Here is a 24,733-nt window from a genome sequence, read left to right on the forward strand (position 1 = left end):
CGAGAGAGACCGAAGAGATCATGTCCAAGCACACGCTCTCCGTCCTGGTGGAGAACACCCCCGGCATCCTCGCCCGGATCGCCGCGCTGTTCTCCCGCCGCGGCTTCAACATCGACTCGCTCGCCGTCGGTGTCACCGAGCACCCCGACATCTCGCGCATCACCATCGTCGTGGGGGTGGAGGACCTGCCGCTGGAGCAGGTGACCAAGCAGCTCAACAAGCTCGTCAACGTGCTGAAGATCGTCGAGCTGGAGCCGTCGCAGGCGGTGCAGCGCGAACTCGTCCTGGTGAAGGTGCGCGCCGACAACGAGACGCGCTCCCAGATCGTCGAGATCGTCCAGCTGTTCCGCGCCAAGACCGTCGACGTCTCCCCGGAGGCCGTGACCATCGAGGCCACCGGCTCCGGCGAGAAGCTGTCCGCGATGCTCAAGATGCTGGAGCCGTACGGCATCAAGGAGCTCGTCCAGTCCGGCACGATCGCGATCGGCCGCGGCGCCCGTTCCATCACGGACCGGTCGCTGCGCGCCCTGGACCGGTCGGCGTAAGACCTGAACCGGGCGGTCGGCGCGCCGTCGGCCGCCCGTATTCCGAGACCCTCAAGCTTCCCTTCCGCCCCCCGTCATACGGTGGGACGCAACACCTGCACTCCCGAGGAGAGAACCCAAAGTGGCCGAGCTGTTCTACGACGCCGACGCCGACCTGTCCATCATCCAGGGCCGCAAGGTCGCGGTCATCGGTTACGGCAGCCAGGGCCACGCCCACGCGCTGTCGCTCCGTGACTCGGGTGTCGACGTGCGCGTCGGTCTGCACGAGGGCTCCAAGTCCAAGGCCAAGGCCGAGGAGCAGGGCCTGCGCGTGGTGACGCCGTCGGAGGCCGCCGCCGAGGCCGACGTCATCATGATCCTGGTTCCGGACCCGATCCAGGCCCAGGTCTACGAGGAGCACATCGCCCCCAACCTGAAGGACGGCGACGCGCTGTTCTTCGGCCACGGCCTGAACATCCGCTACGGCTTCATCAAGCCCCCGGCCGGCGTGGACGTCTGCATGGTCGCCCCGAAGGGCCCGGGCCACCTGGTCCGCCGCCAGTACGAGGAGGGCCGCGGCGTTCCCTGCATCGCCGCCGTCGAGCAGGACGCCACGGGCAACGCCTTCGCGCTGGCCCTGTCGTACGCCAAGGGCATCGGCGGCACCCGCGCCGGCGTCATCAAGACGACCTTCACCGAGGAGACCGAGACCGACCTGTTCGGTGAGCAGGTCGTCCTCTGCGGTGGTACGGCCGCGCTGGTCAAGGCGGGCTTCGAGACGCTGACCGAGGCCGGCTACCAGCCGGAGATCGCGTACTTCGAGTGCCTGCACGAGCTGAAGCTGATCGTGGACCTCATGTACGAGGGCGGCCTGGAGAAGATGCGCTGGTCGATCTCCGAGACCGCCGAGTGGGGCGACTACGTCACCGGCCCGCGCATCATCACGGACGCCACCAAGGCCGAGATGAAGAAGGTCCTCGCCGAGATCCAGGACGGCACCTTCGCCCAGACCTGGATGGACGAGTACCACGGCGGCCTGAAGAAGTACAACGAGTACAAGACGCAGGACTCCGAGCACCTGCTGGAGACCACCGGCAAGGAGCTGCGCAAGCTCATGAGCTGGGTCGACGAGGAGGCGTAAGCCTCACGGCCGGGGGCCGGAGCGACAGGCTCCGGCCCCTTCGGCCAACCCGGGGTAACGTCGGAGGTACGGCGTTGTCCAACCCGTCCGGCCACGGACGGGTGATCCTTCCGCAGCGGCGCAAGACGACGCCCCCGGCGCCACTAGACTGCTGCACTACATACGCGTCAGGCCCACAGCGTCGTGCGTCTTCCACGCGGCTAGCCCCTCCACCGCCTGCGGCCGTCGGGACGGCCGTCCGCAGCATTGGACTTGTGAGGACTCACGTGAGCTCGAAACCAGTCGTACTCATCGCTGAAGAGCTGTCGCCCGCCACCGTCGACGCGCTGGGCCCGGATTTCGAGATCCGGCAGTGCAACGGCGCGGACCGGGCCGAGCTGCTCCCGGCCATCGCCGAGGTGGACGCGATCCTGATCCGTTCGGCCACCAAGGTCGACGCCGAGGCGATCGCCGCCGCGAAGAAGCTCAAGGTCGTCGCGCGAGCCGGCGTCGGCCTGGACAACGTGGACGTCTCCGCCGCCACCAAGGCCGGCGTGATGGTCGTCAACGCCCCCACCTCGAACATCGTGACCGCCGCCGAGCTCGCCTGCGGTCTCCTCCTCGCCACCGCCCGCAACATCCCGCAGGCCAACGCCGCGCTGAAGAACGGCGAGTGGAAGCGCAGCAAGTACACGGGCGTGGAGCTGGCCGAGAAGACCCTCGGTGTCGTCGGCCTCGGCCGCATCGGCGCGCTCGTCGCGCAGCGCATGTCCGCCTTCGGCATGAAGGTCGTCGCCTACGACCCCTACGTGCAGCCCGCCCGGGCCGCGCAGATGGGCGTCAAGGTGCTGTCGCTGGACGAGCTGCTCGAGGTCTCCGACTTCATCACCGTCCACCTCCCCAAGACGCCCGAGACGCTCGGCCTGATCGGCGACGAGGCGCTGCGCAAGGTCAAGCCGAGCGTGCGCATCGTCAACGCCGCGCGCGGCGGGATCGTCGACGAGGAGGCGCTGTACTCCGCCCTCAAGGAGGGCCGGGTCGCCGGTGCCGGTCTCGACGTGTACGCCAAGGAGCCGTGCACCGACTCGCCGCTCTTCGAGTTCGACCAGGTCGTCGCCACCCCGCACCTCGGTGCCTCCACCGACGAGGCGCAGGAGAAGGCCGGTATCGCCGTCGCCCGCTCCGTGCGTCTCGCACTCGCCGGTGAGCTCGTGCCGGACGCGGTGAACGTCCAGGGCGGGGTCATCGCCGAGGACGTCAAGCCGGGTCTGCCGCTCGCCGAGCGCCTGGGCCGGATCTTCACCGCGCTCGCCGGTGAGGTCGCGGTCCGCCTCGACGTCGAGGTCTACGGTGAGATCACCCAGCACGACGTGAAGGTGCTGGAACTGTCCGCCCTCAAGGGTGTCTTCGAGGACGTCGTCGACGAGACGGTGTCCTACGTCAACGCACCGCTGTTCGCCCAGGAGCGCGGCGTCGAGGTGCGGCTGACCACCAGCTCGGAGGCGACCGAGCACCGCAACGTCGTCACTGTGCGCGGCACCCTCGCCGACGGCGAGGAGGTGTCGGTCTCCGGCACGCTGGCCGGCCCCAAGCACCTCCAGAAGATCGTCGCCGTCGGCGACTACGACGTCGACCTCGCGCTCGCCGAGCACATGGTCGTCCTGAAGTACGAGGACCGGCCGGGTGTCGTCGGCACGGTGGGCCGCATCCTCGGCGAGGCGGGCATCAACATCGCCGGCATGCAGGTGTCGCGGGCCGTGGCCGGCGGCGAGGCGCTGGCGGTGCTGACCGTGGACGACACGGTGACCTCCGGTGTGCTGGCCGAGGTCGCGGCGGAGATCGGTGCGACGTCGGCTCGTTCCGTGAACCTGGTCTGAGGTTGCCGTTGTCCCTGGGGGCTTTACCCCCAGGCCCCCGTTCGCCCTGAACGGGCTCGTCCTCAAACGCCGGACGGGCTGAGTCGATCAGCTCGTCCGGCGTTGTCGTGCGCGGGCACCCGCCGCAGCATGACCGCCGCCAGTACGGCCGCGCCCAGCAGAGTCACGACCCCCGCCAGGGCGGCGCCCCGCATTCCGCTGGTGAACGCCTCCCGGGCCGCCGTCGCCAGGACGTCCCCCGCGGGTCCCGGCAGCTGCTCGGCCACGGCCAGGGCGGCGCCCAGCGTCTCGTGAGCGGGAGCCGGTGCCGAGGCGGGGATCTCGTGGCGGTAGACCGCCGTACCGATCGATCCCAGGACCGCCATCCCCAGGGCCCCGCCGAACTCCGCGCCGGTCTCCATCAGGGAGGAGGCGGTCGCGGCCCGGTCCACCGGGGCGGTGCCCATCGCGAGGTCCATGATCTGGGTCGTCGCCATGACGACCCCGCAGGCCAGGACCCCGCACGCGGCCAGCACCAGCCACATCGACTCCGTACCGGCGACGGCCAGCAGGCCGTAACCGCTCGCGGAGATCGTGAAGCCCGCCGCGACGACGGTGGCGCGGGCGACGCCCTTCTGGACCAGCCGGGTCGCCAGCGGGGCCGCCATGCCGATCGGCACCGACGGCAGCAGGCCCCACAATGCGGCCTCCATCGCGCTCTTGCCGAGCACCGACTGGATGTACTGCGTCGTGAAGAACGCCGAGCCCATCATCCCGAACAGCGCGAGCAGGTTCAGGACGACGGCGGGCCCGAACCCCCGGCCGCGGAACAGCGCGGGCGGGATCATGGGTGAGGCCGACGTGCGCTGGCGGTGGACGAAGAGGGCGGCGAAGAGCAGGCCGACGGTGACCGAGACGACGTACCGGACGTTCCAGCCGTCCGAGGTGATCTCCTTCAGGCCGTAGATCACCGGGAGCACCGCCGCCATCGAGAGCGGCACGCTCAGCCGGTCGAAGCGGCCCGGGACGGGGTTCCTCGACTCGGGGAGCAGGATCGGGCCGAGGACCAGCAGCAGCGCCATCGCGGGCAGGTTGACCAGGAAGACCGAGCCCCACCAGAAGTACTCGACGAGCACGCCGCTCATCACCGAGCCGAGCGCGACGCCGCCCGTCATCACACCGGACCACAGGGCGATCGCCTTCGCGCGCTGCGCGGGGTCGGTGAACATCGTGCGGACCAGCGCCAGCGTCGACGGCATCAGGGTCGCGCCGCCGATGCCCAGCACGGCGCGGGCCGCGATCAGGGCCTCGGCGCTGTGGGCGTACGCCGCGGCCAGCGAGGCGGCTCCGAAGGCGCCGGCGCCGATCAGCAGCAGCTTGCGGCGGCCGATCCGGTCGCCCAGCGCGCCCATCGTCATCAGCAGGCCGGCCAGGACGAAGGCGTAGATGTCGAAGATCCACAGCTGCTGGGTGCCGGTGGGCTCCAGGTCGGCGCTGATCTCCGGTACCGCGAAGTAGAGGACCGAGACGTCCATCGAGACCAGCAGCAGCGGCAGCATCAACACGCCGAGAGCGGTCCATTCGCGGCGGCCGGCGCGGACCGGGGAGTTGGTGTTCGTCGTCATGGGCAGGACTGTACGAGCGTATTAAACGCTTGTCTAGTACGGTTGTATAGGACGTGCGTATGTGACGTATGTATGGATCCGCGGGTAGGGTGAGATGTCATGGGACACCGTGAGGATCTGCTCGAGGGCGCCAAGCGCTGCCTGCTGGCGAAGGGGTTCGTGCGCACGACCGCGCGCGACATCGTCAAGGAGTCGGGGACCAACCTGGCGTCGATCGGCTATCACTACGGCTCGAAGGACGCGCTGCTGGCGCAGGCGTACATCGAGATGGTGGAGGGGATGTCCGACGCCTTCGAGGGCGGCGGTGAGCTGAGCGGGGAGCCGGGGTCACTGGAGCGGTTCGCCGACGTGTGGGCGAACATCATCTCCACCATGCGGGACCCCGGTTCGCTGTGGCGCCTCAGCATGGAGATCGTGGCTCTGGGGGACCAGCTGCCGGAGGTGCGGGAGCATCTCGCGCAGGCCCAGCGGGGCGGGGCGCGCGGCATCATCACGCTCTTCCACGGCGGGAACGAGGAGGACGTCCCCGAGGAGAAGGTCGACACCCTCGGCTACTTCTATCTGACCCTGATGATGGGGGTCATGGCGCAGTGGACCTTCGATCCGAAGACCGCCCCCGAGGCCGGGCAGCTCGCCGAGGGGCTCCGCCAGGTGATCGAGGCCGCTACTCCGAAGTGACGCCGACGCGTCCCTCGCGCATCTCGACGACCCGGTCCGCGAAGTGCCGTACGACCGCCCGGTCGTGGCAGATGAACAGGTAGCCGAGGCCCAGGTCGTCCTGGAGGTCGGCGAGCAGGTTCAGCACGCCCGCGCGTACCGACGGGTCGAGTGACGACACCGGCTCGTCGAGCACCAGCAGCCGCGGTTCGGACGCCAGGGCGCGGGCGATGCCGGCGCGCTGGCACTGGCCGCCGGAGAGCTCGTGCGGGTGCCGGTCGCCGTACGCGGGGTCCAGGCCCACCCGGTCGAGGAGTTCGGCGACCCGGGCCGGGCCGTCGGCGGGATGCCAGCGGCCCTGGACCTTCAGGGGTTCGGCGATGGCGTCGCGGATGTGGTGGCGGGGGCTCAGCGAGCCGTACGGGTCCTGGAAGACGGGCTGCATACGGGGCCGCAGCGGGCGCAGCTCGCGCTCGGTGAGGGACGTCAACTCCCGCCCCTCGAAGTGGACTTCCCCGCTCGTCGGGCGGCGCAGCTGGAGCACCGCCAGGGCCGTGGAGGACTTGCCGCAGCCGGACGGGCCGTTCAGGGCGAGGGTCTCGCCGGCGGCCAGGGAGAAGGAGACGCCGTCAACGGCGGTGACCGTGCCGTAGCGGACGACCAGGTCTCGGACGTCGAGCAGGGGTTCGCTCATGCGGGCTGCCGCTCCTTCAGGAACAACTCGGCGGCCGGGTGGGGGAGTTCCTCCCAGCGGTGGCAGGCGACCAGGCGGCCGGACACCTGCCGGGGCTCCGGTTCCGCCGTGTGGCAGGAGTCCGCCGCGAGCGGGCAGCGCGGGGCGAAGGCGCAGCCCGGCGGAAGGGCGCCCGGGGCGGGCGGGGTGCCGCGCAGGGCGGGGAGGCGACGGCCGGGGGGCGCGTTCTGCGGGAGGGATGCCAGCAGTCCGGCCGTGTAGGGGGCGCGGGGCCGGGCCAGCACCTCGTCGGCGGCGCCGAGTTCGGTGAGGCGTCCGGCGTACATGACCAGCACACGATCCGCGTGGCCCCGCACGACGTCCATGTCGTGAGTGACCAGGACGAGCGCGGCGCCGACCGCCTCCCGCTGCTCGGCGAGCAGCCGCAGCACCTGGTCGCGGCGCTCCTCGTCGAGGGCGGTGGTGGGTTCGTCGGCGACCACGATGTCCGGTTCGTTGATCGTGGCCATGGCGATCACCGCCCGCTGCCGCATGCCGCCGGAGTACTCGTGCGGATACGCCCGTGCCCTGCGGGCCGCGTCCGGGATGCCGACCCGGTCCAGGGCCGCAACCGCACGGGCCCGGGCCTCCTTGCGGGAGACGCCGGCCACCGACCGTACGGCAGCGGCGAGTTGGTCGCCCACCGGGTGCACGGGGGACAGCGCCGACAGGGCGTCCTGCGGGACCAGGGAGATGCGGCGGCCGCGGTGGGCCGAGAGATCCGGGTGGATCGTCCCGCTCGTGGTCGCGCCGCGCGGCAGCATGCCGAGGAGGGCGCGGGCCGTGAGGGACTTGCCCGCCCCCGACTCGCCGACGATCGCCAGCACTTCGCGCGGACGGACGTCGAAGGACAGGCCGCGCACGGCCTCGACCCCGTCGAAGGCGATCCGCAGCTCGCGCACCGACAGCAGTGGCTCAGACTCCAACGGGGGCCTCCTTCTTGACCGGAGCCGGGGTGACGCGCCGTATCCTCCGGCCCTGGGTGAGCGCCGCCCCCGAGACCGCGAGGCCCGCCAGCAGGGCCAGTGCCACCGCCGGTGCGAGGGCCGCCCACGGGGCGCGTTCCACATAGGCGCGGGACTCGTCGAGCAGCAGACCCCACTCGGGGGCGGGCGGCTGGGCGCCCAGACCCAGGAAGCCCAGCGAGGCCAGGGCCAGGGCGATGCCCGGCAGGCGCAGCAGGGCGTGGCGGGCCACCGGGGCGGCCACGGACGGCAGAACGTGCCGGGTGAGGATCCAGAACGGGCTCGCCCCGATGGCCCGTTGGGCGGTCAGGAACGCCGACGCGCGCACCTCCTGCACCAGTGCCGCCGCGTGCGCGGACAGGGCCGGCCAGGAGATCAGCGCGACCGCGAGGGCCGCGCCGCCGGTGCCGGGACCGGCGGCCGCCGCGACCAGGATGCCGACGATCACCGGGGGCAGGGCGTTGGCGATGTCCGCCGCGCCCTCCGCGATCCGGGGCAGGAAGCCCAGAGCGAGCGCGATCAGCAGGCTCAGCAGGCAGACGGCCGTCGCCGTGCCGACCGTGGAGGCGGCGCCGTGGCCCAGCCGGGCGAGCACGTCACGGCCGAGACCGTCGGTGCCCAGCGGATGCGCCCAGGAGGGCGCGGCCAGCCGGTCCATGGTGTTCACGGCGTACGGGTCGCGCGACAGGCCCCAGCCGATCGTCACGGTGAGGACGGTGAACAGCGACAACGGGATCGCGGGATGTGCGCGCACCGGCCGTGCCGGAGGCAGCGACAGCGAGGCGTCACGCAGGGCCGGGCCCAGTAGCCGCCGTCGCGCGAGCGCCGCCAGCGCACCCGTGACCAGGCCGAGGGCGAGCAGGGCGAGCACCGAGCCCTGGAGCAGCGGCAGGTCCTGTGACTTGGCGGCGCCGAGCGCGGTACGGCCGATTCCCGGCACGGCGAAGACCGTCTCCACGGCGACCGCGCCACCGGTGAGCCCCACGGCGACCATCCCGAACTGCGGGACCAGCGGCGGCAGGACGCGCCGCAGCGCCGCCCCGGCGATCCGCGCCCGGCTCACGCCGGCGCCCCGCCACAGCTCCACCCACCGCTCGTCGAGCACGGCGGGCAGCGCGTCCGCGACCAGCCGGCCGAGCAGACCGCCGCCGGGGACGCCGAGGGCCACGGCGGGCAGGACCATGTTCTCCGGCCCCACCCAGCCCGACGTCGGCAGCCACCCCAGCCACACCCCGAACACCAGCAGCGCGACCGTGGCCAGCAGGAACTCGGGTACGGCGGCCAGCATCGCGGCCCACGCCCCGTCCGAGGCCCGGCCCCGCACCAGCACCGGCGCGACCAGCGTGCACGCCAGCAGCAGCGCCACACCGAGCGAGGCGCCCATCAGCGCCAGCGACACCTGGAGCCCGGAGACCACGGAGGGCAGGACCTCGGTGCCCGACACCCAGGACGTGCCGAGGTCGCCGCGCAGGAGGTCCGAGGCCCAGCCGCCCAGCAGGGACAGGGGACCGGCGTCGAGACCGAGGTCCCGTCGTACGGAGTCCAGGGCTTCCTCGGTCGGGTCCTGCTCGGCGGAGCGGGCCCGCAGCACGGCCAGGGCCGGGTCCCTGCCGGAGAGCCAGGGCAGCAGGCCGACGGCCGCCAGGACGGCGATCAGGCAGAACAGGCGGGTCAGCGCGGCGGCGCCGGCCAACCGCCGTATACGGGACCTCACTTGACGTAGGTGTCCGCCGTGACCAGCTCCCGCTCGCGCGGGTCGTGGGCGGCGTCGGTCACGTCGGCGGCGTCGCCCTGGATCACGCGCTCGTGCAGCATGGGCACGGCCGCGTCCGTGCCGAGTACGGCGGCCTCGGCGGCGATGACCGCCTTGCGCCGGGCGTCACCGGTCGGCGTGTCGCCGGCCTTCTTCAGGGCCTTGTCCACGGCCGGGTCCGCGAGCTGGGGGATGTTGAAGGAGCCGTCGGAGGAGAAGTCGCTGTAGAGATAGGCGGCCGGGTCGCCGGAGTCGAGGACGGTGGCGCGGGAGAGGATGAACGCGTCGAACCGGCCCGCCAGCGCGTCGGACTCGATGTTGGCGTACTCGCGGACGTCGAGCTTCACCTTGAACCCGGCCTTCTGGAGCTGCTGTTGCAGCGCGGCGGCGACCTCGGGCAGCTCGGCGCGGTCGGTGAAGGTGCCGATGGTGATCGTCTTGCCGGCCGGGTCGCCGGCCTTGGCCCGCTGCACCGGCTTGCGCAGCTCGGCCGCCCACGGGAGGGCGGGGCCGAGCAGCCCCTCGGCGACGTCGGCGCGCCCCTCGTACACGCCCTTCACGATCGACTCGGCGTCGATCGCCTCACGGGCCGCCGCCCGCACCGCGGCGTCCTTGAAGACGCCCTTCTCGGTGTTGAGGTACAGGGTGTTGGTGCGCGGCATCGGGACTTCGGTGATCAGGTCCTGGTCGAGGACGGCGGCCTGCGACACCGGCACCGCCTCGACGATGTCGGCCTCGCCGCTGCGCAGGGCCGCGGCGCGGGCGGTGCCGTCCGGCACGAACCGCACGTCGATGCCGGGGGCCTTGGCCTTCTTCCCCCAGTAGCCGTCGTAGCGGTCGAGGGCGGCGGAAGAGGTGCCGTTGACCTTGGTCAGCTCGAAGGGGCCGGTGCCCGCGCCGACGGGGCTGACGGTCTTCCCCTTGTAGGCCCTGGCGGCCAGGATCGACAGCTGCGGGGAGCTGAGCCGCTGCGGGACCAGGGGGTCCTCGGTGGCGGTGGTGACGGTGACCTTGTCGCCGTCGGCCTTCGCGGTCAGGTCCACGCCGTCGAGGATGCGGGGCTTGGGGGAGGCGGCTGCGGCCTTGGTGAGGGAGTTGACGACGGTTTCGGCGGTGAGCTTCGTGCCGTCGTGGAAGGTGACGCCGTCGCGCAGGGTGAAGGTCCAGCTCCGGCCGGACTGGGCCCACTCGGTGGCCAGCGCCGGTTCGGCGTCACCGTCCGCGTCCAGTTTCACCAGGGTCTCCGCCGTCGACCAGCGCGACAGCTTGAAGGCGTCGTCCGACAGCGGGGACAGCCCCGAGCGCGGTGGCTGCATCATCGCGAGGCGTATGCGCTTGCCCCCCGCCCCGGAGTCGTCCGTGGCCGACTGCCCACCGGAGAAGCAGCCGGTGAGCAGGGCGGAGGCCGCGGTGACGGCGGCAAGGGGGATGAGTCGAGCGGGGACGCGCACGGGACACCTCGGTCAAGGCCTGGTAAATGGTTGAACGCGCCATGACCGTAGCATGATGACAATCGTTTTCAGAAGTGGCCGAATGTCAGGGGACGGGGCGGAAGTGCTTCCGCAGTGCCCAGGCGGCGAGTCGGCGGCCCGTGGCGCTGCCCTCCTCGCCGGCCGTGCGGTGTGGATGCCGCCCCAGACCCGGGCGTCGACGACGTCCTGCTCGTACTCGTGGGCGTAGCGGTGGTGGCGGGATGCGCCGGTGGTGATCGACCGGATGCGCAGGTCGACGCGGCAGGTGCCGAGGAGCCGGGTCGGCGTGCGCGTCAGCGCGCCGCCCATGGTGGCGTGGCCGCTGAGGTAGTCGGGATGCGCCGGGGTGACGAGCAGCGGCTCCCGGTGCCGGTCCGCCCCGGGTCGCCGGGGTGACGTCGGTGTCCGCCTCCCGGACGGCGGTGACGGGCCGCCAGGTGCCGTAGTGCGGTTTGGCGTCCCAGGCGGCGATGATGGCGTCCGCCTGGGCTGTGCTGTCCGCCGTGTACAGATCGCGCTCTCCTGCTGCCGCAGGGGCTGGTCAGCGAGGGCTGTGCGACGGGGCCACGAGGTGAAGGAGCGCCTAGGCTACTCATGGCGGGCAGGCGAAGTGGACGTGGCCGTCAACGGCCTCATCCAGCATTCGGAGAAGTCACCGTTGCCGATGACGGCGCGGAGGGTCAGGACGGCTTCGGCCCCGGCGAGGCTCAGCCGCAACGCGGCCGGAAGCCCGCCGACCAGGTCGGCACCAACCACACATCCACCGGCGAACCCACCGGGCCACCGGCCCGTCACACAGCTTTGCCGCGTTGTCCTCACTGGTCCCGGGGCCGGATACTGCCCCGTTGTCCACGGACAGGATCTCGCTCATCGTCTCCCGCGTGATCTCCAGCCGGGACACCACCCCTTACTGCTCAGCCAGAAAGGACGTCAACTCTGGGATCTGGCCCTGGAGTTCAACGATCCGCCCTGCGCGGCAGCCGCCCGCCGTTCCAGTTCATCCAGCCACGACACCATCGCTGCCTCCCCCCCCGAACCTGGACACGACGATCCGGCAAACGATCCGCAGCAGCAACAGCCCGCCACGCCGACCTCACTCAGGAAGGGCCACACCTCGCGAGGGACGTGGTCACCGACACCTCCAGCGCCGAGCTGACCACTGTGGACGCGCAACGGCGTCGTCGAGCAGACCCGCGAGCACGGCTGTTGTCGCCGCTTTGGTGTTCCGGGGGAGTCGACCGCGACCGAGAGGGCGCAGGCAAAGCAGAACGCCCGGCTGGAATTTCCCAGCCAGGCGTTCTGCCCTTTTCCTGTCCACGGTCAGTGGATCACCATGTCACGGCGGCGTGTATCCGCCGCACACCGCAGGAGCCGGCGGCTACGACCGCCCCGAGCCGGGTGCGTCGGCAGCGTGGACCTGGCGGATGAAGCGTCGTTGCCACGGTACTTCCACCGCACGGGGGTGGTAATTCCGCCTCACCCATTTGACCGCTTCCTTGGGATCCATGCCCTCGAAGACGCAGAGTGCCGAGAGCCCCGTACCAGTCCGGCCGATGCCGCCTCCGCAGCAGATCTCCACGCGTTCGTCCGCGGCCCGGTCGTAGGCGATGCGAAGTTTACGCATCGCGTCCATCGGGTCGGCGGGAAGCCAGAAGTCGCGCCAGGGAATCCACAGGGACTCCCACGGCGGCTTGGGCGGCTCGTGGTCCGTCAAGTGCACGGCTAACGTGGGGGTTTGCCCCTCCGGCAGGTCGTACCTGAGTCCGCGTCCGCGAATCGTCCGCCCCGAGGGGAGGGTAACTACCTTGGGGGTGTCGGTGTTCCACATTTCGGTCATGATGAATTCCGTTTCGATCGGTTTCGCAAGATCGAGGTGTCTGCCATGGCGATCATCCCCAGCGGGATCTGGGGAAGGGTCTGTTGAGCATGGAGGACCAATGCGAAGGCTAGACCCTCGGCCTGCCCGAGGACGCCCGCTGTAGCGCCCAGCACGGCCGCCTCGAAGGTACCCAGCTGGCCCGGCAAGGTCGGCAAGATGTTGGAGACCTCGATGGACAGCAGTACAACCACCAGGACGGCCACCGACAGCGGTAGGTCCAGAGCCTTCGCGACGGCCACCGCAGCCAGGAAGTCCAGTGCCCTGGTGGCGACCGCGGCCGCCCCCACCTCCGCGAAGACGCGCGGACGCCGCACCGGCCCGAGTGCCGTGCGCGCGTCGAACACGACTTTGCGCAGTCGGCCCTCCCGGGAGGGGGCGGAGGGAGTGCGCGCGACCCTCACGATCAGTACGGTCTCCACCGTCAGCACGGCCACGTACAACCAGGCGACGGCCACCGCCCAGCCCGGCACATCGCTCCCCGGCCACCAGACGAACACCAGGAAGGGCACCAGGCCCAGGCTGGAGAAGTACTTGCGGACCAGCATGAGCGTGACGGTCACCGTCCGGGCTATCCCTTCGCGCAGCAGATAGCCGATCCGGACGAACTCGCCCACCCCCTCCGGGCTGACGGCCGCCGCTGCCTGGACGGCGAACTCGATCCGCACCAGAAGGGGGAACCGGATCCGGGGCTCGGTGAACATCGCGTTCCAGCCTATGGCCCGGGTCGCCTGCGAGGCCACATTGGCCAGCGCCGCCAAGACCAGCCAGCGCCAGTCGGCGACCTTCAGCGCCGCCCACAGATGACCCAGGTCCATACCCCATAAGGTGACCACCAAGCTGACGCCGACCGCCACGAACAACAGCGCCCGGATCACCCGGTTGCGCGTGCTGTGATCCTTCGGCGGGGACTCGGTCGGGGTCACGGCTCGCTCCGCAGTAACCGCACAGTGCCCGCATCGCCGTCCACGGTCACCATGTCCCCGGTTCCGATCTGCGAGGTCGCGGTCCTCACGCCCATCACCGCCGGGATGCCGTACTCGCGCGCCACCACCGAGCCGTGGGACAGCGCGCCCCCGACGTCGGCCACCACGGCCCCGGCCCGGGTCAGCAGCGGCGCCCATGCCGGAGTCACCTGGCGGACGACGAGGACCTCGCCCGACTCCAGTGCGTCCGCGTCCGCGACCTCGTGGATCACCCGAGCACGGCCCGTGTAGCTCCCCGGGCTCACCGCTGATCCGCTCAGCCCGTCGCCCTTGTCGTTCCCCCGCTCGGTCCCGAACAGCGCCAAGGAGGTGATGTCGGACCCGAAGAGCATGATCCGCGCGTCGGCGGGGACCACATCGGGCGGATCGAGCCGCCGCTGCCACTGGCGTCGCAGTCGGCGCTCACGCACCAGGTCGCGCCACTGCGCGTCGCCCGCGCCGGTGCTCACCCAGCCGCTCAGCTCCTTCCCGGTCAGGTAGAACACGTCTTCGTCGACGTCGAGCAGGTCGGCGAGGGCCAGCCGGCGGCCGAGTTCGAGATATCCGGCCCGCATGAACGGCCAGCCGAGCGTGAAGTAGTGCAGGGCCTCGTCCCGTACGCCGCTCCAGTGGTTCGCCCACCGGTACACCCCGCGCCGCAGCCGGCCCAGGGGACCGCGTCCGAGCCTGAGTGCCGGGACGCCGCCAGGGCCCGATGCCGGTGCCGGGGGGCTGGGTTCGCCGCTGTTGCGGCGGTCGGCGATCACCGAGCGAAGCATCGAGGGATCGTCGACCGCGGTGGGTTCGGCCGGGTCGAGGCTGTACACCAGGTGGCCGAAGCGCCGCAGGTACTCCTGCAGCAGTTGTTCCTCATCCTCCAAAGGGGCCTCGGCGACCCGGTCCAGGGCACGGTCGGCCTGGTGGGCGAGCCGGTCGTCGCCCACGAGGAGGGATCCGGGCGTGAGCCCGGCCGTGCGCCGGCCGCCGCGCGCCAAGACCGCCCCCAGCAGCCACTCGGTGGTGTTCCAGTGCCAGGCGAGGCCGCCGATCACCGCCCAGTAGCGGGCGCTCAGGTCCTCGACTGCCCGGATCCGGCGCAGCACTTCGGCAGACGTCAGGTCCTCGAGAGGCGTGTCCCGCGCATGCTCCAGGCCCGCCTGGAGCGCGGGCAGTATGTCGTCCCGCCAGCGCCGCTCCACTGGTGAGAGGTGGAAGGCAAGCCAGCGCGCGGTGAGTCGCAGGGTGCGCAGCGGATGTTCGGAGAGGGGGAAGTCGAAGCGCAGATAGGCGAACCCGTTCACGGTCCCGTGCATGGGCTCCGGGATGAGCGGGCTGCGCGCGCGCAGTCTGCGTGGACCGCCCCAGTTCGTCGCCCACCGGTCGATGAGCGAGGGGAACAGCGTCGTGGCAAAGAGCGGGGAGAGCGGATCGGACAGCCACGAGTCGCAGATACTCATCCGGGCCCACCGTGCCCCGGGCACCTCGCTCGCCCAGTCGCCGAACTGCGTCGGCTGCGGGACGGCTGCGGTGATCGGGCGAGCCTGCAGCAGGTGCAGCCCGGTGTCGTCCAGCGCCCACTCGATGTCCTGCGGTCCACCCAGCGCCCGTTCCACGGCCAGCGCTGTGCGCACCAGGGAACGGAGAGGTCCCTCGCTTCCGTCCGTCCCGCCCATCTGTTCCCCGAACGCGGTGCTGAACACGGGCGCGTGCGGTTCCTTTCGGGAGAACGCTGCCCGGTTCGGCTCCACGGTCCCGTCCACGAGCTGATCGCCGAGCCCCTCGACCGCCTCCACGAGCACCAGATGGTCGTCGTTCGCGACAGGGGCCTCCGCGGTGAACACCACCCCGGCCCATTCGGGGGCCACCATCGCCTGGACCACGACAGCCATCGCCGGGGCCTGCTCGGCAAGACCGAGCCGGCCCCGGTAGACCTCGGAGGCGACGGAGTGCCGGGACCGCTGGCAGCGGCCGACGGCGGCCAGCAGCTCGTCGAAGGTGCGGACGCCGAGCACGCTCTCGTACTGGCCGGCGGCACTGCCCGCCACACCGTCCTCGTTGGTGGCCGACGACCGCACGGCGACGCCGTGCGGGGAGGGCAGGGCCTCCCAGCACGCCCTCACCTGGGCGACCGCGTCGTCGCGCAGCCCCGACCCGCCGGTGTTCTCCCCACCTTCCTCCAGGCCCGCCGTGGTGGTGAAGACATCCACCGGGAGACAGAACCCCGGAGGTACGGGAAATCCCGCCGCTACCAGTCGGCCCAGCCCCTTGGCCTTGCCCCCGACCCGTTCGACGGGCAGGTCTGCGGCCTCGGCCAGGCTCACGACACCCTCAGCCATGCTCTGCGACCTCCACCCACTGCTGATAGAAACGTCGGAATCGCCGTACGGCCTCGTCACCGGGCACGTAGATGCCGTGCCGGTCCCCCGGCAGCAAGGTGTCGAAGATCGGGAGGTCCTGGCGGGCGGCCACCTGCACCTCTGCGCGGTGGACGAGCGCGCGCAGCCACCCCAGGGCCCCCGCCCCGTCGGGGTCGACGACGGCATTGATGTGCTGAATGCTGTGGTGCTCCCCGATCGGGGTGACGGCCAGGATCATCCGGTACAGGCGTCGGCCGTCCGCGTAGTACTCGATCTCCTGGCAGCTTGCCCAGCCGCGCATCCGCAGGGTGAACTCGCCCGCGTTGAGCCCGAACACATTCGATACGGTGCCCAGCACGCCCCGGTATGCGGGCCAGGTCAGGGTCGCGTCGCAGCGGGGTTCCGGTTTGTCGTCCTGCGCCCCGTCACCGGCCGTTCCCTCGCGCGGGTCCTGGAACGCGATCCGGGCCTCCCCGGTCACCGTCAGCCCGTGCAAGGCCACCAAGTGGTCGGGATCGTAGGTGTTCTCCAGGATCCGCCGGGTGGTGGCCCGGGTCGGGTCGGCCAGCCGGAACCTCCGGATGCCGGGAACCTGCCGCGATTCGAGGTCCGGGAGATCCGGCGGTTCGTAACGGGGCGCCCCGCTGCCGTACCACGCCCACACGTAACCCGAGCATTCGCGGGTGGGCAGCGCGGTGACGGCGGCCCGCGCCGGAGGACGCCGCCCCGGCACGAAGACACATGCCCCGGACTCGTCGAACCGCCAGCGGTGGAAGGGGCATTCGAGCGTGCCGTCGACCACCTTGCCGCCGTGCAGGGCGGCCCCCGCGTGCGGGCAGATCGCGCTCTGTACGTGGGCACGGCCGTCGTTGCCGCGCCAGCCCACGTAGGAGTCGCCGAAGAGGGTGATCCGGCGTGGCCGCCGCTTCAACTCCCCGGAGGGCAGCGCGACGTACCAGCCCGAGGCGAGGTTGGTGACCGGCCTCGCCGACGCCGCGATCCGATCGGACGTACTGCGCCTCATCGCGCCTCCTCCCGAACACTCCGCCGGAGCTTCCGCGCCGCCCTCGGACGGTCTCTCACTTGTCCCCCCGTCCCGTCCAACGGCGATGAAACTGGCGGAATCGCAGCACTCCCTCGTCGTCGGCGGTGTTGATCGAACCGTCGGTTTCCCCGGCGTCCCGGTAGATACGCAGATCCGCCCGGGTCCCCCACCAGTGCTGGAGCCGGTACCCCCAGAAGACCGGGGAAGAGCCGAGCAGACCACCGGCCCGCGGCACGACGGTCCAGCCGTGCATCGTGGTCCGCCCCTGCGCCACCGGTGTCACGGCGAGCAGCTCGTGTGCCACCGGGCGGTCGTTCAGCTCGAAGGTCAGCACCTGGTAGGAGGGCGTCGAACGCAGGTGCAGACAGAGTCGGCCCAGACCGCCCGGCCGCCGGTCCAGCGGAGCCGGCAGCGTGATCGCGTCCGTCGTGATGCGCGCCGCGATCGTGTGCGGGTCCTCCTTGGTGTCCCAGGTGAGCCGCAGACCGTCGGCGAGCCCGTGCACCACCGGGAAGTGGGGTACGTCGAATCCGTTCTCCAGCACCCGGCGTGCCGGTGCGGGGGTGTCGAAGGCGAACCGGTAGCGCCGGTGGGCCGGTGAGTCCTTGTCCAGGTGAGGGAAGTGCGGCGGCGGGTACTCGGGGTCCGCCGAGCCCACCCATGTCCAGACGTAGCCGAGCCCTTCCCAGGAGGGATGGACCCGGGCCGAGGCCCCCCGCGGCACCCTCCGGGTGGCGGGGGCGGCCACGCAGGTCCCCTCGCCGTCGAACCGCCAGTGGTGGAACGTGCACCGCAGCTCACCGTTCACCACCCGGCCCAACTCCAGAGCGGCCCCCTGATGGGGACAGAAGCGGTCCATCACTACGGCTGCGCCGTCTCCCGCGCGCCAGAGCACCACCTCCCGCCCGGCCACCACGGCGGCCCTGGGCCGCCGCCCGACGTGGCTGGAACGCCCGGCCACATACCAACCGCGCGCCAGATCGCGGGGCGGTTCGAGATCGCGGGGTGGTCGCCCCCGTACCGGCGCGAGACTCATCGGCCGACCCTTCCGTCTCCCGCGGCGCGGTCGACCCATGACTGGTAGTAGCGACGGAACCGGAGCAGCCCGTTGTCATAGCGCACGTACACGGTGGGCTGGGCGTTGCGGGTGGAGTCGTAGACGGGTACGTCCTGGAAGGTGCCGGCGCGGTTCTGGACCCAGAACAGGACGTAGTTGAAGAGGGTGCGGTACCAGCGGCCGGTGCGGCGCACCCCCGCCCAGCCGACCTGGCGGGTGACCCGGTCGCCCTCGGGGACGATGCCCATGATCACCTTGTAGATCTCGGTGCCGTCCACGTACGCCGTGAAGCGCTGGCCGCCCGGCCACCCGTCGACCAGCAGCTGCATGTGGCGGCCCATCGCGAAGGTGGAGACGACACCGGTCAGCCAGCCCAGGGGCGAGCGGCGCAGCGGCGGCCGCCACGGTCGGCCGGAGAACCAGACGCCGAACCAGGCGTCGTCCCGCGTCAGCGGCGGGCCGTTGTCCGCGGCCTCGGACTGATTGGCCAGCACGCGGAACTCCACCCCGTCCAGAGCCAGTCCGTGCAGGGCGCTGAAGTGCTGGTGGTCGACCGCGTTCTCCAGCAGTTGGCGGATCGTCCCGGTGGTCGCGTCGTCGTAGTGGAAGCCGAGGTAGCGACGGGGCCTGTCGGTCAGCGCCGGGAACTCCGGGAGCTCGAAGAGGGGTTCGGCGGTGCCGTACCAGACCCAGACGAAGCCGTATGCCTCGCGGGTGGGGTAGGACCGGGTCCGGGCCGTCGTCGGGATGCGTGAGAGACCGGGGATGGCGGAGCAGACCCCGTTCCCGTCGAACCGCCAGTGGTGGAAGGGGCAGCGCAATTCGCCTTTGACGACGTCCCCGAGGCCCAGGTTGGCACCCTGGTGCGGGCAGTGCGCGGCCACGCAGCGCGCCGCTCCCTTCCGGTCGCGCCACAGCACGACCTCACGCCCGAACAACCGCATCCGGTGCGGCCCCTTGCCCAGACGGGAGCTCTTGATCGCGACATACCAGGACGCGGCGATGTTCGCCCCGGCGGGATTCGGCGGAGCGGCCGAGGCGGGGACGGTCCGCAGCTCTTCCTGGGAGCCCTCTGCGCCGATCACGCCGCCGCCCGGCCGTGAACCACCTGCGCGGCCCAGCGAAGCATCGCCGCGCGCTCGCCGAACCCGTCGAGCTCCGCCACTGCCTGCGTGATCAGTCCGCGCACCCGCTCGCGGGCCTGCTCCACTCCCACCAGCCGGGGATACGTCCACTTGCCCGCGGCCCGGTCCTGGCCGACATCCTTGCCGAATTCTTCGAAACTCGATGTCTCGTCGAGAATGTCGTCGACGATCTGATAAGCGAGTCCGAGGTTTCGCGCATACGTGGTGAGGCGGGCAATGTCGGCCTTCGACGCCCCTCCCAGAATCGCCCCGGTGACCACGGACGCCTCGATGAGCGCGCCGGTCTTCTTGATGTGCATCTCCTCCACGGTCAACGGGTCGACATCGTCACGACCCTGGGAGTGGAGGTCGATCGCCTGTCCGCCGGACAGCCCGGACGGGCCGACCACCTCGATCAGTTTGGCCATGACGCTCAGCAGTCTTTCCGGATGCAGCGAGTCGGAGTTCTGGAGTATGAACTCCAGTGCGTAGGCGAGCAGCGCATCGCCCGCCAAGAGCGCCATGCCCTCACCGAACACCCGGTGGTTGGAAGGGCTGCCGCGGCGGAAGTCGTCGTCGTCCATGGCCGGCAGGTCGTCATGGATGAGCGAAGCTGTATGCAGCATTTCCAGGCCGCAGGCGGTGGGGAGCGCAACCGAGACGTCGGTGTCGAATATCTGGTAGGCCAACAGGCACAGAGTCGGCCGGATGCGCTTTCCATCGGCCAGCAGCGAGTAGGCCATGGCCTCGCGGAGTCGAGGCGGCTCCACCGAGTCGACAGAGGAGCGCAGTTTTTCGTTGACCTGGCGACGGAATTCTTCCATCGGTACCGGAAATTCTGTTTCTGCTTGGGTGCTGTCAATCGCGAAAGACACGAATGCTCACTCTCCCCATGAATGCGCCGACGGGCCATCGAGTGATCGGAGGACGGTGATGGCGCCGCTTCACGGCGATGAAATAGAGACTGACGGCGGATTCCAGCGCCCATCGCATTTATCCGGGCTGCGGAAGTGCTGCGTTCGGCTCGCCGGGGTCCTTCGTGCAGAGATTGCGGAGATGACGAAGGAGGGACCGCAGTGCGACAGCGGATCCGCTCAGATCGTCAGTACACGCGCGCTCGCGCCGGGCGTCGTCGTGGACAGCGGACTGCCGGCCACGCTCATGCGCTTCAGCCAGCGGTCCGTACCGTCGAACCGCGGTAGGAACGCCCGGCGGCCGTGCACGGCGCGGTAGTTGTCCACGATCAGCACGTCGCCCTGGCCGACCACCACGTCCTGCTGGGCGCGAGTGAGCTCGTCGACGATCGCGGCCAGCGCCTCGGCGGCCTCGCCGTCGTCGGCCACTGCGGTCGTGTACGGTGCGTCGATCCGCAGACAGGGGGACTCGGGGTCACCGAAGAGGAGCGCAGCCGGCTCCGGGTTCTCGTACATCTCGCGCGCACGCCTGAGCATGTCGCTGTCCGGGGCGATCCTGGCCAGTTGACGCAGGTGCTCCAGGTCGGGCCGGATGAGGAAGCGGCGCTCGCGGAGCACGGACCGGTGGTGCTCGGTCAGCCGCACGTCGTTGACCGTGCCGAGCGTGGTCGGCACCCGGCCGGGGTTCCTGATGCCCAGGAGCGCCAGATAGCGGCATCTGTCCTGGTGGAAGCCGTCCTCGGTGTGCCACTCCAGAGCGACTGAACCATGGCCGCTCTGCTCCTCTCGGTCGCTCTCGACCGGGACGAGGTTCTGCACCATCCGACCGCGCTGGATGGTCGGCCAGGCGAAGACCTCGCCCAGACTGGCGGCCAGCAGGGCCAGCTGCGCCTCCTCCAGCGCCTGGCGTCCGCAGTCGAGGGCTTCCTGCCAGGAGAGCGGTGTGGGCCCGCACCGGTCAGGGTCGACGCGCACCCCTGAGATTCGCAGTGCACACAGCGAGGAAGAGTCCTTGAACTCATTCAGTACCGAGCGAATGGACTCCGGTATTCGATGAATGTGTTCTTCCAGGCCTTCATAGAAAAAGGGCCTCGCGGGAGACCCCTGAGCGGCCAGAGCTGTCTGGGCCGCCGCGCACAAACCATCGGCCTCTTCAGCCGACAGAACGTACCCTAAAACAGACGGAGAGTGTTCTAATGCGACGTCCATTGCGAGTCCCCCATGGTCGGTTGGACATGAATCTGTGTGTCAAGTCTTCCGAGCGAGCCTGGACGGTGCGGATCTTGATGGTACACCATGTTCATCACTCGTTCAGGTGAAGTCGTCCTGAACGACCCGTCCTGGCACCCCAGTTGAGCGTCCACGGATCGGACGCGCTGCGCGGGGGGCTCGGCTCTAGGAGGCTGGATTGAGCACGATGCGAAATCTGAGGCTGGCGGCTTCTCGGCGCGCCAAACGGTTGTTGGCTTCGGCCGTCACCCAAGTGGCCCCGCCCATTCGACGCGGCACCGAGGCCGCCATCAGCGAGCGTATGCACGGCCCCGTCTTCGGGTCCTCCCTGAAGCAGCAACTCCGCGCGACTCCAGTACGGTTGACGGCGCGGTATCTCGCCTTCGCGGTGAAACGCGCCCGCCTTGCGGCTCTCGCTCCGGAGCCCATAGGAGGCAATCTATCCGGACATTTGGCGGAACTTCGGGATGCAGGTATCGAAAAGATCCTGAACCGTCTTTGTGCCCGCATCCCCGATGGCGGGCGGGCCCAGCGGGACGTCACGGAACTCGCCGACGTGGAGTTCGCGATCCGTGCGGGCGAGGCGAAGCCGGAACAACTGCGGCGACTCATGGAGTTGGCACCCAGTGAACTGCGCATCGTCCGCGACCTCGGCCGGCCCTGGGACCGCGACGGTGACGCGGAACTCCGCGAGGCGCTGCGCCCCGCCGAGAGCCTGGCCTACGTCGCGTGGGACCTGAAGCAGTACGCCTCCGCCACCGAACCGATCAAACGCACCAACATCTACGCCGCCTTCGTCGAGACCTACGGCGACACGGCCGCGGAACGAATACGCGAAGAGGTCGCCCACTTCGAGGCACGCTTCGAGCAAGGACTGCGATCGGTCGGCGTGGCGGACCGGGAGCGACTCGAACGTGCGTTTGTGCTCAACTGCGCCCCGCTCCGGGACGCCTTACCGGATCCGGCCGCCGACCGGCACGAGGAGAGGAACGCGGCTGAAGGCGTCTCCAGCGCCGTCGTCCTGTTCGGCCTGCTGTGCGCCCTGGGATGGCTCGTGGCCTACGTGGCCATCGTCTACCGGGGATTCGCCGACCAGACGTACGGTGTGCCACTCGCCGCCTTCTTCGCCAACCTCACCTGGGAGTTCGCCTACGGCTTCCTCCTGGACCCGTTGGGTGACTACTTCCACACCGCGAGCATCGCCGGCTTCCTGGTCGACGTGGTGATCGCCTGGCAGGTGTGGAAGTACGGTGCGGCGCAGTTCCCGAACAGCACACTCGGCCGCTATTTCCGGCCACTCTTCGGGGTGTGCGTGGCCGCCGCCCTGTCGGTCAACTACCACGCGTTCATCGACCTGGCAGACCCCGACGGGGAGTACACCGGATTCGGCATCAACCTCATGATGTCCATCCTGTACCTCAAGATGCTGGAGGACCGCGGATCGCCCGCGGGCCAGTCGATGTACATCGCCATCGGCAAATGGCTGGGCACGCTGTGCGCCTGGATCGCCACGGCCCTCACCGTCACCACCTCACCGCAGCGGACCTGGCCCACCAGCTGGTCCGAGTTCGTACGGAAGTCGCTGGGCCATCGCTCGTACCCGCTGACGCCGTTGATCAATGTCATGTACGCCTGGACGTTCCTGCTCGACGTCGCCTACTGCGTCCTGCTCCACCGCTCCCTCAAGGCCGCCGGCATGTCGCCTTGGCGCCGGCTCTGAGCATCTCCGCTCCACCAAGGCCCCGGTCCGCGCTCGCACGACAGGAGGGAAGGGTTGTGAACGTGCCCCGCCAGCAGGGCGCCGGCAACGCCGAGGAAGCACGCCGGGACACCCCCGGCAAGGTCATCACCGCCAGGAGGGGCGGCGCCGACCCGATCACCGTCGAGCCCACGCCGTGACCGGCGCCGCAGCCGGGACCGCCTCCAGACCTCTCCTCGGATCGGCGGTCGCGGCGCTGGCGCTCGCCGCACTGACCGCGCTGGTGGCCTCCGGGAGCGACCTCGTCAGCGCGTTCGACGCCCGGTTCCGTGCAGGGGCCGACCGCGCCTTCGGGGCGTCGGCCGGGTCCTGGCTCGGCCCCGACGGGCCGGCCGATGCGGTCGGTTCGGCCCTGTTGGGGGCAGGCCTGCTCACGGCGCTCGGCGTACTGCTGTACCGTCGCCGGCCCGGCGCCGCACTGTGGGTGCTCGTCGGCCTGACCGTGCAGTTCGCGGCGGAAACGGCACTCGAGACGCTGGTGGGACGGCCCATGCCGCTGCCGGCCGACGGCTCTGCCCCCGACCCCGGCTACAGCTTCCCGTCCGGGCACGCGGCCTCCGCGACGCTCATCCTCATGGTGCTCCTGGCTGTGCTGCGTACCGGCACGCGAGTGTGGTGGTCGTGCCTCGCCCTGGGCTCGGCCCTCGTGGCGGCCGTCGGCGTCTCGCGCGTGCTGGCAGATGCCCACCACGCCGCCGATGTCGCGGGCGGCGTCCTCCTGGGGCTCGTGGTCGGCTGCGCGGTCGCCTGGCGTGTCGGCGTCCGCTCCCCGCACCTCTCCGGAAAGGAAACCCGATGAACAGTTTGGCCCGCCTGGCGGCGACCCCGTTGGGGAAGGCGGTGGGCATTACCCGGGACTACGTGTCGCAGATGTACTACGTCGTGGACGAGGTACCGCGCAGACAGCGCTTACGTCTGACACCCGTGTTACTCGCCGTCGAGTACCTGGTCTATCGCGTCGACTCACTGGCGGAACGCAACACGGAGGTGGACCTCGACGCCGAACGCAACAGCGACTACGAGGCGTTCCACACGTACAAGAAGGCTTTCGAGAAGGTCCTGCGGTTCGTCGGGGCGTGGAATGAGGATGTGGCCTGCCTGGTCGACGAGGCGGAGCAGTTCATCCGCCTGGAGAACGCCACCACGTCGCGCGGCACCATCACCCGTCAGGACTCCCTCGCCCTGGTCGAACTGCGGCCCACCGACGTACGCCTGCTGCGCGCCATGACCTTCGCCCTGCGCGGACGGTCAATGGACCCCGCGACCCGGGACCTGCTCTGGCCGGTGGAAGTGCTCGCGGACATCGCGAACGATCTCGAACATTACGAACAGGACGTCGCCCTGGGCACCTTGAACGTCTACGCCGCCTTCGCGAAGCTCTACGGCGACACGGCCGCCACCGAGCTGCGCCGCGAGGTCGACCGGTACGAATCGATGTTCCTGGAGCGCCTCTCCGCCCTGCCACCCGAGCGGCGCGCCCAGGTCGCGGAGGTGTGCCGACGCCGTTATGCGGCGGCCGTGCGGCCGTATCCCCCCTTGATCACCCAGCCCCCGGCCCTCGCGTCCCCTCCCCGGCCCACCGGCACGAGCCTGCGCAAGAAAGTCGCCATCGGCACGGCCCTGGCCGTCGGCTTGTTCGCCGCAGCGGCGTACGGCCGTGGGCAGTACCGGCCGTCGCGCACCTCCTCATTGCTTCGCAAA

21 protein-coding genes are annotated in these 24,733 nt (G+C 70.5%); 8 read left to right on the plus strand and 13 right to left on the minus strand.

Annotated elements, in window-relative coordinates; genetic code table 11:
- The first annotated feature begins 20 nt into the window (after positions 1 to 20).
- From ilvN to serA, 3 genes are all read left to right on the plus strand, one after another.
- The gene (gene ilvN / locus AOQ53_RS32780) at positions 21 to 545 is read left to right on the plus strand and encodes an acetolactate synthase small subunit (RefSeq protein ID WP_010048631.1); all 525 of its coding nucleotides are present in this window, start codon (positions 21 to 23) and stop codon (positions 543 to 545) included.
- Positions 546 to 666: 121 nt separating this feature from the next.
- Positions 667 to 1,665: a ketol-acid reductoisomerase gene (gene ilvC / locus AOQ53_RS32785; protein WP_059422798.1), complete on the plus strand. Its 999-nt coding sequence runs from the start codon at positions 667 to 669 to the stop codon at positions 1,663 to 1,665.
- A 266-nt stretch (positions 1,666 to 1,931) separates the two neighbouring features.
- On the plus strand, positions 1,932 to 3,521 hold the full coding sequence (gene serA / locus AOQ53_RS32790; protein WP_059422799.1) for a phosphoglycerate dehydrogenase: 1,590 nt from the start codon (positions 1,932 to 1,934) through the stop codon (positions 3,519 to 3,521).
- Between the two features lie 62 nt (positions 3,522 to 3,583).
- On the opposite strand, the gene AOQ53_RS32795 is transcribed toward serA, so the two are convergent.
- Entirely contained in the window at positions 3,584 to 5,125 is a 1,542-nt protein-coding gene (locus AOQ53_RS32795; protein ID WP_059422801.1) for an MFS transporter, read from the minus strand.
- 99 nt (positions 5,126 to 5,224) lie between these two features.
- Between AOQ53_RS32795 and AOQ53_RS32800 the strand changes: the two genes are divergently transcribed.
- Positions 5,225 to 5,803: a TetR/AcrR family transcriptional regulator gene (locus tag AOQ53_RS32800; protein ID WP_059422803.1), complete on the plus strand. Its 579-nt coding sequence runs from the start codon at positions 5,225 to 5,227 to the stop codon at positions 5,801 to 5,803.
- Here AOQ53_RS32800 and AOQ53_RS32805 read toward each other — a convergent pair.
- The 12 genes from AOQ53_RS32805 to AOQ53_RS32860 all read right to left on the minus strand — a co-directional run bounded on the left by AOQ53_RS32805 (position 5,790) and on the right by AOQ53_RS32860 (position 21,018).
- On the minus strand, positions 5,790 to 6,476 hold the full coding sequence (locus AOQ53_RS32805; protein WP_059422804.1) for an ATP-binding cassette domain-containing protein: 687 nt from the start codon (positions 6,474 to 6,476) through the stop codon (positions 5,790 to 5,792). The genes AOQ53_RS32800 and AOQ53_RS32805 overlap by 14 nt on opposite strands.
- Positions 6,473 to 7,441 carry an ABC transporter ATP-binding protein gene (locus AOQ53_RS32810; protein ID WP_059422806.1) on the minus strand — a complete coding sequence of 323 codons (969 nt, stop codon included), beginning with the start codon at positions 7,439 to 7,441 and terminating at the stop codon, positions 6,473 to 6,475. Before AOQ53_RS32810 ends, AOQ53_RS32805 begins: the two co-directional genes overlap by 4 nt.
- Entirely contained in the window at positions 7,431 to 9,194 is a 1,764-nt protein-coding gene (locus AOQ53_RS32815; RefSeq protein WP_059422807.1) for an ABC transporter permease subunit, read from the minus strand. Before AOQ53_RS32815 ends, AOQ53_RS32810 begins: the two co-directional genes overlap by 11 nt.
- On the minus strand, positions 9,191 to 10,684 hold the full coding sequence (locus AOQ53_RS32820) for an ABC transporter substrate-binding protein (RefSeq protein WP_059422808.1): 1,494 nt from the start codon (positions 10,682 to 10,684) through the stop codon (positions 9,191 to 9,193). Before AOQ53_RS32820 ends, AOQ53_RS32815 begins: the two co-directional genes overlap by 4 nt.
- 1,399 nt (positions 10,685 to 12,083) lie before the next feature.
- Entirely contained in the window at positions 12,084 to 12,542 is a 459-nt protein-coding gene (locus AOQ53_RS32825) for a protein-tyrosine phosphatase family protein (RefSeq protein ID WP_059422810.1), read from the minus strand.
- Positions 12,539 to 13,507, minus strand: coding sequence for a lysylphosphatidylglycerol synthase transmembrane domain-containing protein (locus tag AOQ53_RS32830; RefSeq protein ID WP_059422811.1), 969 nt, complete (start codon positions 13,505 to 13,507; stop codon positions 12,539 to 12,541). Before AOQ53_RS32830 ends, AOQ53_RS32825 begins: the two co-directional genes overlap by 4 nt.
- Positions 13,504 to 15,882 (minus strand): PEP/pyruvate-binding domain-containing protein, encoded by a 2,379-nt coding sequence (locus AOQ53_RS32835; protein ID WP_059422813.1) that lies wholly within the window; start codon positions 15,880 to 15,882, stop codon positions 13,504 to 13,506. The genes AOQ53_RS32830 and AOQ53_RS32835 overlap by 4 nt, the downstream gene beginning before the upstream one ends.
- Entirely contained in the window at positions 15,875 to 16,927 is a 1,053-nt protein-coding gene (locus tag AOQ53_RS32840; protein ID WP_059422814.1) for a Rieske 2Fe-2S domain-containing protein, read from the minus strand. The genes AOQ53_RS32835 and AOQ53_RS32840 overlap by 8 nt, the downstream gene beginning before the upstream one ends.
- A gap of 55 nt (positions 16,928 to 16,982) precedes the next feature.
- Positions 16,983 to 17,984: a Rieske 2Fe-2S domain-containing protein gene (locus AOQ53_RS32845; protein WP_063889028.1), complete on the minus strand. Its 1,002-nt coding sequence runs from the start codon at positions 17,982 to 17,984 to the stop codon at positions 16,983 to 16,985.
- Positions 17,981 to 19,090: a Rieske 2Fe-2S domain-containing protein gene (locus tag AOQ53_RS32850; RefSeq protein WP_078945614.1), complete on the minus strand. Its 1,110-nt coding sequence runs from the start codon at positions 19,088 to 19,090 to the stop codon at positions 17,981 to 17,983. The genes AOQ53_RS32845 and AOQ53_RS32850 overlap by 4 nt, the downstream gene beginning before the upstream one ends.
- A complete protein-coding gene (locus AOQ53_RS32855) occupies positions 19,087 to 20,004 on the minus strand; it encodes a polyprenyl synthetase family protein (RefSeq protein ID WP_236711899.1) in 918 nt (305 codons plus the stop codon). The genes AOQ53_RS32850 and AOQ53_RS32855 overlap by 4 nt, the downstream gene beginning before the upstream one ends.
- Positions 20,005 to 20,223: 219 nt before the next feature.
- Positions 20,224 to 21,018 (minus strand): TauD/TfdA family dioxygenase, encoded by a 795-nt coding sequence (locus AOQ53_RS32860; protein ID WP_236711900.1) that lies wholly within the window; start codon positions 21,016 to 21,018, stop codon positions 20,224 to 20,226.
- Positions 21,019 to 21,829: 811 nt separating this feature from the next.
- On the opposite strand from AOQ53_RS32860, the gene AOQ53_RS46855 reads away from it, so the two are divergent.
- The 4 genes from AOQ53_RS46855 to AOQ53_RS32875 all read left to right on the plus strand — a co-directional run.
- Positions 21,830 to 22,993 carry a transmembrane-type terpene cyclase gene (locus AOQ53_RS46855; RefSeq protein WP_236711901.1) on the plus strand — a complete coding sequence of 388 codons (1,164 nt, stop codon included), beginning with the start codon at positions 21,830 to 21,832 and terminating at the stop codon, positions 22,991 to 22,993.
- A gap of 56 nt (positions 22,994 to 23,049) precedes the next feature.
- Complete coding sequence (locus AOQ53_RS47515; RefSeq protein WP_269085488.1) at positions 23,050 to 23,172, plus strand: hypothetical protein; 123 nt, start codon at positions 23,050 to 23,052, stop codon at positions 23,170 to 23,172.
- Positions 23,169 to 23,831: a phosphatase PAP2 family protein gene (locus tag AOQ53_RS32870; protein ID WP_059422820.1), complete on the plus strand. Its 663-nt coding sequence runs from the start codon at positions 23,169 to 23,171 to the stop codon at positions 23,829 to 23,831. The genes AOQ53_RS47515 and AOQ53_RS32870 overlap by 4 nt, the downstream gene beginning before the upstream one ends.
- Positions 23,828 to 24,733 (plus strand): hypothetical protein (locus AOQ53_RS32875; RefSeq protein ID WP_063889031.1); only part of this gene is annotated, 906 nt, incomplete at its 3' end. The genes AOQ53_RS32870 and AOQ53_RS32875, both read left to right, overlap by 4 nt.

The sequence above is a fragment of the Streptomyces azureus genome (genome assembly GCF_001270025.1).
Lineage (GTDB): Bacteria > Actinomycetota > Actinomycetes > Streptomycetales > Streptomycetaceae > Streptomyces > Streptomyces azureus.